The sequence below is a fragment of the Clostridium sp. 1001271st1 H5 genome (genome assembly GCF_005845215.1).
In the GTDB taxonomy this organism is placed as follows: domain Bacteria; phylum Bacillota; class Clostridia; order Lachnospirales; family Lachnospiraceae; genus Enterocloster.
Genome location: NZ_SPHO01000001.1, coordinates 564120 through 577926 on the forward strand (window position 1 = coordinate 564120; position 13807 = coordinate 577926).

Sequence of the window (13807 nt, forward strand, 5' to 3'; positions counted from 1 at the left end):
CACTGGGGACCTGGTTAAGCAACAGGCAGATGGAATTGCCATGGCTTCCGGAAGTTCTCCGGAGATTATCCGTAAGCTGTTAAGAAAATGGCAGCAGGAATTCCGGTATGCCGCTGGAATAGGGGGCAATATCGTACTGCTGGTAGTAAATGACAATCCCCCTTGGTGTCAGATAAAAATTTTCCGGATGAAAGGAATTGCGAAGGAGTTCAGGGTAATTGTCAAAATAGGTGCTGGGGTTGGCTTTCAGCCTTTCCGAAATCTCAAACTGAATCCAATTCTGGATATCCTGGATATAGGAGGGATTGTCTTGATAAAAGTCGCTGAGTGTTAATTGTTTTCCATACTCAGCATCCCATGTCTCAGATGTCCGCAGTGTGGAGCCATGAGCTCCTCCTGTAAATGTATACTGCTCTGTATAAAGACTGAAAATACAGTCCTGGTTATAAGTTACCACATAACTTACATTAAATTCATATGGAAAGAACGGAAAATTCCGGACGCGGCTGTAATTTGCTTCTTCGGCCGCTTGGGGATACAATACGGTCCGGCAGTATTTGCCTTTTTCGGCTGCCTGTGTGGCATAATACTGGTTTATGGTCTGTATGGCTTCCTGATTACAGGAAGCATCAAATTGCGGGTAACGAATCTGACAGTTAAGCACAATAGAATCCTGGTAATCCATCTGGTCTGTCAGGATATGTTGGGTTATGGTTTGCATAAAAGCCTCATATGTTATGTTTTTACAATATATGTGCATGGCTGGCCATGTATGATTGATTCATGATTCCGGTGGGACATTCCTAAGTTTTGTTTTCAATCTTGACACGAACATATGTTTGTGATATGATTGAATTATAAAAGAACATATGTTCTTAAACGGAATTTAGGGAGTCAATCTCTGAAGCAGAATCATAAAATACAGGAGGTAGCCATATGAAAATCACAAAAGACAATCTGAATGAAGTGTTATTTGAGAACCAGGATGCCAGGCTTTTGATTGAAGATGTTGTGACCCATACCAGTGCTAACCTCTATTATTACCATGATATAGAGATAACGGTTCAGAAGGCACTGGATATCTGGTATAAGGCCCGGGAGGCAGACGAGGAAGAGATTGGATTTTACAGTGTGTCCTTCCTGGATTTTTCAAAGAAAGGGATGCCGGTGCCGGCAGGCTTGCAGCAAGCGTTCTCATAGCTTTTTTGCAGACATAGTTTTCAGAGACAGGATTTTTAAGGCTGTTATTAGAAACCCATTCCAGGGCGGACTGATTTCCGCTATATAAGAGAATGGGTATCAAAGAATACCTGACATCATGATAAAACAGAAAGGTGGTTTTATACAAATGGAAAATGGTTGCGGGATTAACCTGGAACAGGAGATGACGATTGAAAACCTATATTGTTTCATAAGGGCATCCCTGCAGGCATTACAGAACACAGACGGATACGGTGAGGCGGATTTTGTATGTCCTCTCTGTGGAAGAAAGGCCCATATAAAGCGCTTAAAGGGTGAGATTTATAATACAGGTGAGATTGAGTGCAGATGCGGGTACTCGTTTCACTTTTAACAACAAGCAGATACCTGTGATTTCGCTGCTGTCAGTACATATCATCCGTCCCATAGGTGTAATTGGTTTGCTTTCATCCGCCAGTCCTGCTATAATGGCATAAATGATACTAAAAAGGAGTATTGTATGACCTTAGGACAAATAAAAGAGAGGCTGCAGACCCAAGAATATGATTTTTTAAGAACGGATGCGCACCTGGGCCGTCATGTTATACTGCTGACACTGGGAGGAAGCCATGCCTACGGGACCAGCACAGATACCAGCGACCTTGATATTCGCGGGTGCGCCCTGAACAGTAAGAGGGAAATCCTGATTCATGAGGATTTCGGGCAGGTAACAGACCAGGATACTGATACCACTATCTATGCCTTTCATAAGCTGATTCCCCTTCTGACCAATTGTAATCCGAATACGATAGAAATGCTGGGCAGCAGAGAAGAACATTATTTATACCTATCGCCAGTGGGCAGGGAGCTTTTGGACCATGCCCACTTATTCTTATCCAAAAGGGCGGTCTATTCCTTTGGGGGATATGCAAACCAACAGCTGCGCAGGCTGGATAACAAGGCTGCCCGCCTTGTGGGACAGGCGGACAATGAGAGACACATACTGAAAACCATAGAGCATGCCTCCTTTGACTGGAAGAACCGGTATTTTTATATGCCGGAGGACAGTATTAAGCTGTATATTGACAAAGCCGTCCAGGAAGAATATGATAGTGAGATATTTATGGACATTACGCTGAAGCATTATCCCCTGAGGGATTATAAATGTCTGTGGTCAGAGATGCAAAGCATTGTAAAATCCTATGCAAAGGTGGGAAAGAGGAATCAGAATGCCATCGGCCATGGTAAGCTGGGCAAGCATATGATGCATCTCATCCGTCTTTACATGATGTGCCTGGATATCCTGGAGAAAGAACAGATTGTGACTTATCGGGAAAAGGAACACGACCTTCTTATGGATATAAGGAATGGCCGGTATCTGGATGAAAACAGGCAGCCTGTGCCGGAGTTTTTTGAGATGGTGGATGAATATGAAAAGCGCCTGGATTATGCCCGGAAAAACACATCCTTGCCGGAAGAACCGGATATCAGGAAAATCAATGATTTTGCAGCCAGCGTAAATGAGAGGGTGGTAAAAGGTGAATTGTAATCATGATGTGCCGGTATCTGCGGCCTGCATCATAAGGGAACTGGAACACAGAGGATGGGAGCTGACAAAAGCCCAGACTTTGAATGGGGATAACTGGGAGGATATCCTGTTTACCCTGGTACCGGAACTCAGAACCATGTGCGGATTTCAACAGAATAATCCCTACCATGTATATGATGTATGGAAGCATACGGCAGAGGCGCTTAAAACGGCAGGAGATGACACCATTGTGGCCTTGACCGTATTGTTTCACGATATTGGAAAACCCCAATGCTATACGGAAGATGAAGACGGAAGAGGGCATTTTTACGGACATGGACCTGTAAGTGCCGGGATTACCAATCTGGTGATGAAACGGCTGAAATTTGATGAGCAGACCATTGATACAGTAGTGGAACTGGTAAAATACCATGACGCTGACCTTCACGAAAAGCGAAGGAGTATCAGGACATGGCTGGACCGGTTGGGAGAAAAACAGTTCCGGCGGCTGCTTGAAGTACGCCGGTGTGACGTGAGCGGCCAGAATCCTGCCTGCCTGTCTGAACGGCTGGCCAGAATCAACCGTCTGGAGGCCCTTCTTGATGAGGCAATGGAGCAGGCCGGACAGTTTCACATTAAGGATTTAGATATTGATGGAAGTGATTTGATACAGATTGGTTATGCGCCGGACAGCTCTATTGGAAACACGCTGTCTAAGCTGGCAGACCAGGTGGCAGAAGGCGTCACGGAGAACAAAAGGGATATATTACTGCGGGAAGCAGGCCGGTGGCTGATACGTGAATAAACTGGGCCGTCACTATGTGGCGGTCTTTTTTTACCAATCATTACCTTAAATATGTTTGGATTGCTAAATTTGGGACAGAATATAATAGAGAATAAATACCATGGGCAGTTGGCGGGTATCTGACTCAGGGCAGTTCAAACATTTTAAGGAGTAAATTATGAAACGAATCGTTATATTGGGAGCCATGGCCCTGACCATATCACTGGCAGTGCCTATGACAGCGCAGGCAGAAGAAAAGGGGACAGATATGGTACTCGCCGCACAGGGTGTGGTGAATGAATTCAAGACAGCCCTTCGGGATGCGGCCCATAAGACAATCAAATTTGCTAATCAGGATGGAATCAATATTTATAAGGAACCCAGCACAGAGGCAGTGGTTTTGGACCAGGCATTACTGAATACATCCTTTGAGGTTTTGGGGGAATACGGCGATTGGTCAATGATAACAACAGAGGCAGGACATGCATATATTGAAACAAAATGTCTGTCAGGAATTGAGATACGGCGTCCTTCTTATTCAGAAGAGGACCTTTATATACTGGCTCATGTAATCTGCGGAGAGTCGCAGAACTGCCCGGATGAGGAGCAGCTGCTGGTGGGCTCCGTGGTATTGAACCGGGTGAATCATCCCCAGTTTCCCGGTACCATCAAAGGAGTTGTATTTGCACCGGGGCAGTATTCCTGCACCAGGGATGGTAATTACTACCGTGAACCCACGGCAAGCAATTGGGCCAATGCAAAGTGGCTTCTGGAAAATGGAAGTATCCTGCCGGGGAACGTGGTCTGGCAGTCAGGAGGCAGACAGGGCAGGGGAGAATACCTGAGGACCCGATATCACAGTTATTGTTATTGATTGGAGCTGTGAATAATGTTCCATATAAAATCATGCAGGGCGCTTGCGGGCGCTCTGTTTTTTATCCGGTAAATTGGATTCACGGAGGAGACTCGGGAAACAGTATCCATAAAATGTCATAAAAAGATTGACGTTGTAATTTCAGGTGGCGTATACTTTAAGTAGCAACAGCCAGTCCGAGGTAAAAGGAAAGCCAGGCTTGGAGTTGTGAAAAATAAGAAGGATGTGATACATAAAAATGAAACGTATTGTTTTGGCATTAATCAATCTGTACCGCAATGGTTTAAGGTTCAGAGGACGGTTATCAAGAGCCGGATATTGGTGGGCGGTTCTGGGGTATATAATCATTGCCCTGTGCCTTGCCTTTATTCCAAACCGGTTATTTTACGATATATTTGGTTTGGTTTCCGTTATTCCATTTATTTCGGCATCTGTAAGAAGATATCATGATACGGGCAGAAGCGGAAAGCAGGTTGCCGCCATAGTATTTGTAACAATGGCGTCAACTGTGGTAAATATAGTGGTTGCTATTGTATTTCTAAATGGATTGGCGCTGAGAGCTCTCAGCGTGTATAACGGAGGCGGTTTGAATGAGATACAGGGTCCGTCAGGCCATTTTCTCCTTTTTATCGTGGCGATTGTAAATGTTTTTATTATATTAGGGGTCTGTATATACAATATCGTCATTTTATCTCTGCCTTCTCAGCCCGGAACCAATGTTTACGGAGAATGGATACCGTTTGATGCGAAGGCGGTCCGGGACTGCCGGTGAGAAAAATAGGATGAGGAAAATAGGGTGAAAGAGGTACAGAATATACCGTAATATGAGAGGGGCCGGCATAATAGAATTATGCCGGCTGAGTATGAGAGAAATCTATGTCAAAAGGAGTAATTCCTTGTTATGAAAAAGAGTATACATGGAAATTGTGACTAAAGTTTGAGCAGAAACTAAATTAAGAATAAAGTTCCTTAAGGATTAAAAGAGACAGATTTAACATTTTATTATGCGGTTGTCAATTTTCAAGAAGTTTTCAAAAAGTATGAATAATTGGAAAAATAGTACTTGATTTTCATCTGGATTTATGGTATTATTTACGAGTGTTGGGGCATTAGCGCAGCTGGGAGCGTGCCACACTGGCAGTGTGGAGGTCACGGGTTCGAATCCCGTATGCTCCATTGACTAAGTATATAACAAGAAGGTTTTTTCGGATATCGCTTAACTGTAGTTGTCCAGAACTTACCGGAAAGTTGCCCGATTATAATTAAATAAAAATGCTTTGGATTTTTAAGTAGCCTAATAGGCTGCTTTTTTCTTATATAATTTAAAGTCCCTGTTATAGACAAAGGTTGATGGTTAAGCGTCTGCTGGTTTCTATCAAATTTTTGCTATGGCACTGATTATATATACATGGTACACGGTGTTTACAAGCGGTGTGCCCGCATCATGGGTAATTGCCTCTTGCAGTATTCTCTTTATGACTCATAGGATTAGGTGCATTCTATATGACGTAAGCTGTTGCATTTTTGGTATATATGTCTTTTTGTCTGAGGCATTCCCAAGCAGTCCGGAAGGCTTTAGATTATTCCGGCGTCAATACTTATCTGCAAGATAATTTAAATAATTGATTATAATGCCAATAGGTGGTATATTTATATACAGTAGAATAGGTGGGGGATGTTAATTCCGGTATTCTTTATTAATGATATCATTTAAATTTGCTTTTTATTAGTAAGCACGATATAATAACGAAATAGTTATGTGTAGGAGGAAAGATTTTGGAGAAATATGACTTCTCCAATTTCCAAATAAATATGTTTGAATTCAGAGATGAGGGTATTGTTCGAAGCCAGGCATTGCATCAACAAGTATATGACTATATTAAAAGAAAGATTATATTTGGTGAAGTTAAATGTGGTACTAAAATTATAGAAAGTCAGTTGGCCAAGGAAATGCATATAAGTAGAAGTCCTATTCGCGAGGCACTTAGGATGCTTTGCGCAGATGAACTGCTTATACCCAGCAATGGGGGGATTATTGTAAATCCAATGGATTACCAGACTACAATTGAGGCATATGAATGCAGGATTGTAATGGACCCTTTTGCGACAAGATTGGCAGCAGAACGTATTGATGGCAGTACTCTGGAAAATCTGAAGGATTGCTTGGTTCAGACAGAAAAACTTAAAGGAAAACATACAAAAGAGAATTATCAGAAAATTATTGAGTTGAATTCCAAATTTCATGCGCTGATTATATATGCCTGCAAGCATCATCATATTCAACGATATATCGAGAATAATATGGCATTAATTACGCTTGCAAGGATTAATGAGTTTTATTTGTATCACCAAGATGATAGCTACATAAGTGACCATACATTAATTTACAATGCATTGTGTGAGCATGATGGTGATAAAGCTGAAGAATGCATGAGACAACATGCCATTCATGATTATGAATTTTATAAAAGTCAGTACAAGAATAGGGTACAAGAATAATTGATTTAAGAAGTTTAATAGAGAATATCCAAGGACCACTCCATGTTCTTGGGATATTCTCTATTTTTGTATCATGACTTGGTATAATTGTACAAAAAATAGTTAAAACTTTAATGTTTTTGTATATTGAATTTGCCTGAAATATAATGTACCCTAAAGATGTAGACGGTCGACGGTCGACAAAAATAACAGGAGGGGTATATATGCTTGATTTAATTATTAAAAATGGAAGTATTGTTAACGAAGATGCAACTATTAATGGAGATATCGCTATAAAAGATGGGAAAATCATAGCAATTGGTGACAGCAGTTACTTTGCGGATTCGATAAAGACCATTGATGCCTCCGGCAAACTTGTAGTGCCAGGTCTTGTTGATTCTCATGTACATATCAATATGGAAATGGGAGAATTCAAAACAACAGATACCATGGAAAATGCCACTGTTGCGTCTGCTTTTGGAGGTACCACATCTATTATAATGTTTGCAATACCAGTTGGTGATGAACGTCCACTTACAGCGATGGAAAATACCAGGAATCTCGCAAAGGACCATTGTGCTGTTAACTATTCTTTTCATGCTGCAATTACCAGGGCAAATGAACAGTCCATACATGACATATCTGATATGCTGTCTGACGGAATACCATCAGTAAAAATGTTCTCCATATATAAATCGTCAGTTATGCTGCCTTCCATAGGTATACACCGCGTATTGAATGAAGTGCAAAAGCATAATGGCATTGCATTGATTCATTCCGAAAGTGCACCATATATTGATGCACTGATTGATGAGAAAATTTCACATGGAAAGACAACTCCATATGACCACATGATGAGCAGGCCGCCATTATCAGAGGCGATGGAGGTATCTAATCTATTACCAATGATTGAATTATCTGGGGCTACTACTTTATTTGTTCATATGACAACTTCTATGGTTCGAAATAGTATCGAATATGCAAAGAATAGGGGGCTGCCAGTGTTTACTGAATTATGCCCTCATTATCTTACATTAACAGATGAAGCCTATTCCAGAGAAAATGGACAGGATTTCGTATGTAGTCCGCCGTTACGTAGCAAAGAAGATGTGAGGAAAATGTGGGGAATGATTAATGATGGCCTGGCTGATATTGTGAGTAGTGACCACAGTGCTTATACGAAAGAGCAGAAGCTGGTATATAAGGACTTTTTTCCTAAAATGCCAAATGGACTCCCCGGTATTGAAACAAGAGGTCCTGTTATGTTTTCAGAAGGTGTTTCCAAAGGGAGAATAAGTGCGAATGAATTTGTCCGTTTATGTTCTTCCAAATCAGCAAAATTAATGGGTATATATCCAAATAAGGGAATTATAGCACCCGGTGCAGATGCAGATATTGTATTGATTAATCCTTCGGTTGAATATGTTATGACGACATCTGAATTACATATGATGACAGATTATACGCCCTTTGAAGGTATGAAAATGAAGGGTAAGTTTACTGATGTGATTGTAGGAGGTAAATCTGTAATTGAAAACGGAGTATACAGTGGGATGATAGCAGGAAAAGAGATTATAAGGCATGCGCCGATTTTGGATTAAGCATTTGCTGGTTTAAGTCACACGAAAGGGGGAACTTATATGAAAGTTAATACAGAGGATACAATTAATCAAGAGGCTAACTTATACTTAGATAATCCTGAACTAGCTCCATCAACAGATAGTAAAAGGGATGTTACTTCAGTTACATTTCTGATGATGTGTGTTGGGTTTTATGTACAGTTGGTTTCTTTCATATCAGGTGCACAAATGTTTCCAACACTCTCACCTTTGACAATTCTAATATGTGTTACTGTAGGTAATCTTGTTGTATGGCTTTTTTTGGTTTTGACTGGGGACATTGGACTTCGACATGGAATTCCATATTCCGTATATATGAGGGCACCATTCGGATATCGTGGCGCTTACTTTCCAGGTATTGTGCGAGCAATACCAGCTATTTACTGGTTTGGCTTCCAGACTTGGATGGGGAGTGCAGCTATCAATGCAATTTTAAAATATTTATTTGGTTTTGATAATCTTACTGCCGTCATTATCCTTTTTGGAGCAGCTCAAATTCTTAATACGGCTTTAGGCATTAATGCAATTGCTAAGTTTGATTGGGTTGCAACTCCGGTACTTACTATTACTACAGGATATATTCTGTATTATTTAATTACCCAATATAATATTACTTGGGACATTTTTAATCAGCCTGGCAATGGCAGTATGAGCTTGCTTCTTGCAATCACGACATTTGCTGGAGTACAGATTACGATGGCAGTTAATATTTCTGACTTTACCCGGTTTATGAAACGTCCTAAAGCAGTAGGTAACGCTGTGACAAATAAGACTCCATTTTTGTCACTTAATAGTGGCAGTATGTGGTCTCAGTTCATTGGATTAATTGTTCCAATGGTTGGATTTACTGCTGTTGGAATGGTTAGTGGAATTGCGACTGGCGAATGGAATCCTATTAATGTCATGACAACGGTTTTCGCAGATAATCCTATTATCATGATATTAGTTCTTTTATCATTTGTTGTGTTTGCGCAGATATCATCAAATACAGGGCAGAATCTCCTGCCTCCGGGTTATGTGCTGCTTAATATTTTCCCGCATAAACTTACATTTGCAAAGGCTGTTATCATATCTGGCGTAATTGGTCTGGTTTGCCGCCCCTGGGTATTTGCAGACCAAATCAACACAGTTCTTTTGGTTATAACGTGTATGTTAGGGCCGATAATCGGTATTATAATCTGTGATTATTATTTTATACGGAAGAGAAAAATAAATGTTACAGAGCTATATAAGGTGGGCGGACAATATACCTATTATAAAAATTATAATCCGGCGGCTTTAATAGTCTTTATCCCTTCAATAATTTTGGGATTGATTTTTTCTGACTATGCGCTTTTTGTTGCACTTGGCGTAGGCGGAATAACATATTATATATTGATGAAGTTCTGGATATTAAAAAAATATCCTCAGGATGATATCGAATAGGGAGATTTCCAGATTTTGGGGCACTGCAGATTGCATTAGGGTCATGCAATTGCACTGTACATGGGGTAAAGGAGATATTTACCGTTCTAAAATGGAAACGTAAAATGGAATAAGATACAAAAACGAGCAGGCTGGTAAACGTAGTACGTCTCCCTTCTTTTACCAGCCTTTTCCGTCCTTTCATTAATTAGAATATGTTTTCAAACAATTAACAGACGTTTGCCAACAGGTCCAAATTTTCACGGCCGCTGTTATACCGGTTTATATCTGGCATTAATAAACTCATTTACCTTATGTGAATGAGTTTTTTTACTGTATCCAGGCCCCATCGCTGCCCACATAATAACCATCCGGAGTTGTACCATTGGTCAGCATGGCTCCGCTGGTGCTGCAGTAATACCACTGGCTGTTCCAATACACCCATCCGGTGACCATATATCCGTATTCATTGAAGTAATACCAGGTATCATCAATATACTGCCAGTTGCTGACCGTATAACTTTTATCGGCATTACAGTACCACCAGCCCGTGCCGTCCCTGAGCCAGGCTCCGTTTCCGCTGCTGCTGGGGCCGGAGCCGTTGGCGGCGGAGCTGCCGGAACTGATTTCACCGGCTTCATCGGATGATACATACCAGGAGCCGGATTCCTCCCAGCTGCCTTTGTTGGAGGAATTGTAGACACCGCGTACTTTGAAGGTATAGTATCCGCTTTTTGTAATGTAGCTGGAAAAATCATAGCTGGTATTGGAGGTAGTCAGGACTGAAGTCACGGAGCTGCTGCCTCTGTAAAGTCGGACTTCATATTTATTGGCATCCCCGCTTTCGCCCCAGCTGGCAATGCCGCTGCTTTCATCCCATTCCGGCTCAAACACATCCAGGTCGTAATCACTGTCTTCGTCCTCCAGCGCATCCAGGGTCACATATACAATCAGAGTGCCGCTGCTGCGGCTTACCGAGGTGACTGTGCCGCCGTCGCCGCTGGTGGACACATTGCTTTTGGAAAAGCCGGATGCAAAGTAGTAATCATCGCCGGCCTCCAGTGTAATCTTGATTTTGGGCTTGTCGCCGTCTTCCCATTCATCATCCGGTTCATTGGTCACTTCTACGTCCTCCACGCTGAATTTGCTGGAGCTTGAGGTGACAGTCACATCGCTGCCGCTGTCCCCGGCTTCAATTTCAGAAGAAATCTTAAGTGATACACTGCTGATTTTTGTTCCTGTTGCAGCCAGCGAAGTTGTGGGCACTGACAGAACCAGCAGGGCTGATAAAAAAGCGGAAAATCCTTTCAGCATATGCATATTCATACCTCCTTTTTTAATGCATTTCCTGTTCCTGCATCTTTCCTGCATCTTAACAGCTGAAACTGAAATAAACCTTAAAATTCTGCTCCTGTACCGTGATTCACAAAAAAATCAGAATTCTGTTTCGGCAAGACATTAAAACCAGCTGGCGCTGACTTCCTGTCCGGACTGGAAGAAAATACAGATAAGAAAAACGTAATAGATTCTTCAGCATATGTTATTTGACATTCAGTATACAGCATGCTATAATTTATCCCAATAAAAGGGAGTAGCGAACCACCGGAAGGTGGATTTTAAATCGTCATCTCGGTGCCATGGGCACCCGTATAAAATGAAATGTGCAAGACTTTTATTGTGGCAGGCAGCCGCTGTAAAGGTCTTTTTTTCTCTGATGCAAAGCTGGCGGTAATACCTGCCCCGCACAAATGCAAGGTATTGTTTACCACAGAAAGGAGAACAGGATGGAGAGAAAAAGCAGACAAGAAGAAATCAATGAGGCCTTAATGGCGGCGGATATGGCATCCATGAGCCTGCAAAAGGCGGAAGAGCAGCTGCAGAAGGCCAGCAGCTGGGGAATATGGGATATGCTGGGCGGAGGATTCTTTAGCACCATGTTCAAGCATAACCGTATGGACGATGCCCAGGCAGCTATGAATGTGGCAAGGGGACATCTGCGCAGACTAAAGAAAGAGCTGCTGGATGTGAACCTGACCGGGGATTTGAAGATGGATGTGGGGAGTTTCCTGACGTTTGCCGATTACTTTTTTGACGGTATCATAGCTGACTGGATGGTACAGTCCAAGATAGGGGATGCACTGAACCAGGTAAGAGAGGCCAGACGCCAGGTGGGCGGCATACGGAAACGTCTCCGGGAGATGCAGCAGACCCTGGAAACAGAACAGGAGGGAAGGTGACGTATATGGGATGCCTTGGAAATGTATTGTGGTTTATATTCGGCGGATGTATTAGCGGCTTATCCTGGCTGCTGACAGGCTGCCTGTGGTGTATAACAATTATTGGAATACCGGTAGGGCTTCAGTGTTTTAAATTTGCAGGTCTGAGCTTCTTTCCCTTTGGAAAGGAAGTGGTCTACGGCGGGGGAGCGGCATCCCTGCTCCTTAATATTATCTGGCTGCTGGTTTCCGGTCTTTTGCTGGCCATTGAGTCAGCCATTATCGGGGTACTGCTTTGCATTACCATAGTGGGCATACCCTTTGGCCTTCAGCAGTTCAAATTGGCGAAACTGGCGTTAATGCCCTTTGGAAGCCAGGTTATTTAAAGGTTCGATATAAAAAGACCGGGGTATTTTTGCGATAACAGAGGACAGAATGCCTCAATTTTGATATACTAATAATTAAGAGATAGCAGGTAAGCAGACGCAGCTGTCCGAATGCCCGATATACAGGGTATGCTGGGAGACTGCGTCTGTCGTATTCCCGGGACTGACAACAAATGAAAGAGAAGGGATGGAAATGTCACCAAGAAACATTACCATGGATGATATCGCCAATATGGCAGGGGTTACCAAGAGTACGGTATCCAGATATTTTAACGGAGGCAGTGTAAAGGAATCCACCAGGGAACGGATTCAGGAAATCATAAGGGAGTATAACTATGAGCCCAATGCGTTTGCCAGATTAAAGGCCAAGGAAAGCAATGTGATTGGGGTGGTTCTTCCTACCCTTAATTCCAAAGTTTCCAGCCGGGTGGTGACCAGCATTGGACGTTATCTGAGGGAGCAGGGATATGAAACCCTGATTAAGGATTCAGACCACAGCGTGGACCTGGAACTTAAGAACATCCAGAGACTGATTACGCTGAAGGTGGATGGTATCATACTGAGCGCCATTACCATCACAGAGGAGCACAGAAAACTGATTCAGGGAAGTCCTGTGCCTGTGGTGGTGCTGGCCCAGGACCATGACGGGGGAATCTGCATTGTCCACGATGATTACGGGGCGGGAAAAGCCATGGGAATCCGTGTGGGAAAGGCCGGCCCGGTCCGGGTTGGATACATGGGAGTATCCGTTCTGGATGTGGCTGTGGGTATCAACCGTAAGCAGGGTGTGCTGGACGGTCTGAATGGATGCGGCGTGGAAGATGTGGTAACGGCCACCGGGGATTACAGCTACGCCAGCGGAATCCGTATGGCAGAGGAAATCCTGGACCAGGGCCCGGTGGATGCAATCATATGCGCCACGGACCGCCTGGCTTTTGGGGCATACCATGTTCTGGGAGAGCGGGGGCTGAGGATTCCTGAGGATGTTTCCGTGGCAGGCTTCGGGGGATATGACGAGAGTACCCTGTTAAAGCCTGAACTGACAACCCTGCGATTTGACTCCTACGGTCTGGGCTATCTGGGGGCGGAGACCATTCTGAAGATGATACACCAGGAACCGGTGCCAAAAAAACAGATAGTGGATTACAGGATGATTGAAGGCGGGAGCGTGAAAGAATAAAGGGGTTTCGAGTGTACAGGAAGAAATAGAAGAGAAATTGTGAAAAGTGCACAAATTTCGAATCTATTTTTTTACATTGAATAATGGAACCGGTGCCAATAAAATATTGACTTTTGGGACTTAAAGTCTTATTATATAAGTATGGAACCGATACCAAAA

14 protein-coding genes and 1 tRNA gene are annotated in these 13807 nt (G+C 42.9%); 13 read left to right on the forward strand and 2 right to left on the reverse strand.

All coding sequences use genetic code 11. The features are described from left to right. Positions 1 to 79: 79 nt before the first annotated feature. Positions 80 to 721: a DUF3298 and DUF4163 domain-containing protein gene (locus FGS84_RS02360; protein WP_138306122.1), complete on the reverse strand. Its 642-nt coding sequence runs from the start codon at positions 719 to 721 to the stop codon at positions 80 to 82. Positions 722 to 936: 215 nt separating this feature from the next. Between FGS84_RS02360 and FGS84_RS02365 the strand changes: the two genes are divergently transcribed. The 10 genes from FGS84_RS02365 (at position 937) to FGS84_RS02410 (ending at position 9887) form a co-directional block, all read left to right on the forward strand. Beyond that, complete coding sequence (locus FGS84_RS02365) at positions 937 to 1200, forward strand: hypothetical protein (protein WP_138306123.1); 264 nt, start codon at positions 937 to 939, stop codon at positions 1198 to 1200. Between the two features lie 148 nt (positions 1201 to 1348). Then, complete coding sequence (locus FGS84_RS02370) at positions 1349 to 1573, forward strand: hypothetical protein (RefSeq protein WP_138306124.1); 225 nt, start codon at positions 1349 to 1351, stop codon at positions 1571 to 1573. A 126-nt stretch (positions 1574 to 1699) separates the two neighbouring features. Further along, positions 1700 to 2728, forward strand: coding sequence for a nucleotidyltransferase domain-containing protein (locus FGS84_RS02375; RefSeq protein ID WP_138306125.1), 1029 nt, complete (start codon positions 1700 to 1702; stop codon positions 2726 to 2728). After that, the gene (locus FGS84_RS02380; protein ID WP_138306126.1) at positions 2718 to 3512 is read left to right on the forward strand and encodes an HD domain-containing protein; all 795 of its coding nucleotides are present in this window, start codon (positions 2718 to 2720) and stop codon (positions 3510 to 3512) included. Before FGS84_RS02375 ends, FGS84_RS02380 begins: the two co-directional genes overlap by 11 nt. 157 nt (positions 3513 to 3669) lie before the next feature. After that, on the forward strand, positions 3670 to 4365 hold the full coding sequence (locus FGS84_RS02385; protein WP_138306127.1) for a cell wall hydrolase: 696 nt from the start codon (positions 3670 to 3672) through the stop codon (positions 4363 to 4365). A 238-nt stretch (positions 4366 to 4603) separates the two neighbouring features. Continuing rightward, complete coding sequence (locus FGS84_RS02390; RefSeq protein WP_138306128.1) at positions 4604 to 5137, forward strand: DUF805 domain-containing protein; 534 nt, start codon at positions 4604 to 4606, stop codon at positions 5135 to 5137. 331 nt (positions 5138 to 5468) lie between these two features. Further along, positions 5469 to 5541: transfer RNA gene (locus tag FGS84_RS02395), tRNA-Ala, on the forward strand. 600 nt (positions 5542 to 6141) lie between these two features. Beyond that, on the forward strand, positions 6142 to 6864 hold the full coding sequence (locus tag FGS84_RS02400) for a GntR family transcriptional regulator (protein ID WP_138306129.1): 723 nt from the start codon (positions 6142 to 6144) through the stop codon (positions 6862 to 6864). Between the two features lie 203 nt (positions 6865 to 7067). Then, entirely contained in the window at positions 7068 to 8444 is a 1377-nt protein-coding gene (gene hydA, locus FGS84_RS02405) for a dihydropyrimidinase (RefSeq protein ID WP_171042521.1), read from the forward strand. Positions 8445 to 8483: 39 nt separating this feature from the next. Further along, positions 8484 to 9887, forward strand: coding sequence for a cytosine permease (locus FGS84_RS02410; RefSeq protein WP_138306131.1), 1404 nt, complete (start codon positions 8484 to 8486; stop codon positions 9885 to 9887). 309 nt (positions 9888 to 10196) lie between these two features. Here the strand turns inward: FGS84_RS02410 and FGS84_RS02415 are convergent, their stop codons facing one another. After that, a complete protein-coding gene (locus FGS84_RS02415; protein ID WP_138306132.1) occupies positions 10197 to 11186 on the reverse strand; it encodes a hypothetical protein in 990 nt (329 codons plus the stop codon). Between the two features lie 464 nt (positions 11187 to 11650). Between FGS84_RS02415 and FGS84_RS02420 the strand changes: the two genes are divergently transcribed. The 3 genes from FGS84_RS02420 to FGS84_RS02430 all read left to right on the forward strand — a co-directional run bounded on the left by FGS84_RS02420 (position 11651) and on the right by FGS84_RS02430 (position 13648). Continuing rightward, entirely contained in the window at positions 11651 to 12103 is a 453-nt protein-coding gene (locus FGS84_RS02420) for a hypothetical protein (RefSeq protein ID WP_138306133.1), read from the forward strand. 5 nt (positions 12104 to 12108) lie between these two features. Then, positions 12109 to 12468, forward strand: a complete 360-nt coding sequence (locus FGS84_RS02425; RefSeq protein WP_138306245.1) for a YccF domain-containing protein — start codon at positions 12109 to 12111, stop codon at positions 12466 to 12468. 193 nt (positions 12469 to 12661) lie between these two features. Beyond that, the gene (locus FGS84_RS02430) at positions 12662 to 13648 is read left to right on the forward strand and encodes a LacI family DNA-binding transcriptional regulator (protein ID WP_138306134.1); all 987 of its coding nucleotides are present in this window, start codon (positions 12662 to 12664) and stop codon (positions 13646 to 13648) included. Positions 13649 to 13807: the final 159 nt, after the last annotated feature.

Bases quoted from the DNA above. Each gene is read 5' to 3' on its own strand.
- hydA (WP_171042521.1), top strand. From the start codon at position 7,068: ATGCTTGATTTAATTATTAAAAATGGAAGTATTGTTAACGAAGATGCA.
- FGS84_RS02415 (WP_138306132.1), bottom strand. From the start codon at position 11,186: ATGCATATGCTGAAAGGATTTTCCGCTTTTTTATCAGCCCTGCTGGTT.
- FGS84_RS02365 (WP_138306123.1), top strand. From the start codon at position 937: ATGAAAATCACAAAAGACAATCTGAATGAAGTGTTATTTGAGAACCAG.
- FGS84_RS02360 (WP_138306122.1), bottom strand. From the start codon at position 721: ATGCAAACCATAACCCAACATATCCTGACAGACCAGATGGATTACCAG.
- FGS84_RS02410 (WP_138306131.1), top strand. From the start codon at position 8,484: ATGAAAGTTAATACAGAGGATACAATTAATCAAGAGGCTAACTTATAC.
- FGS84_RS02420 (WP_138306133.1), top strand. From the start codon at position 11,651: ATGGAGAGAAAAAGCAGACAAGAAGAAATCAATGAGGCCTTAATGGCG.
- FGS84_RS02430 (WP_138306134.1), top strand. From the start codon at position 12,662: ATGTCACCAAGAAACATTACCATGGATGATATCGCCAATATGGCAGGG.
- FGS84_RS02425 (WP_138306245.1), top strand. From the start codon at position 12,109: ATGGGATGCCTTGGAAATGTATTGTGGTTTATATTCGGCGGATGTATT.
- FGS84_RS02370 (WP_138306124.1), top strand. From the start codon at position 1,349: ATGGAAAATGGTTGCGGGATTAACCTGGAACAGGAGATGACGATTGAA.
- FGS84_RS02385 (WP_138306127.1), top strand. From the start codon at position 3,670: ATGAAACGAATCGTTATATTGGGAGCCATGGCCCTGACCATATCACTG.
- FGS84_RS02390 (WP_138306128.1), top strand. From the start codon at position 4,604: ATGAAACGTATTGTTTTGGCATTAATCAATCTGTACCGCAATGGTTTA.
- FGS84_RS02375 (WP_138306125.1), top strand. From the start codon at position 1,700: ATGACCTTAGGACAAATAAAAGAGAGGCTGCAGACCCAAGAATATGAT.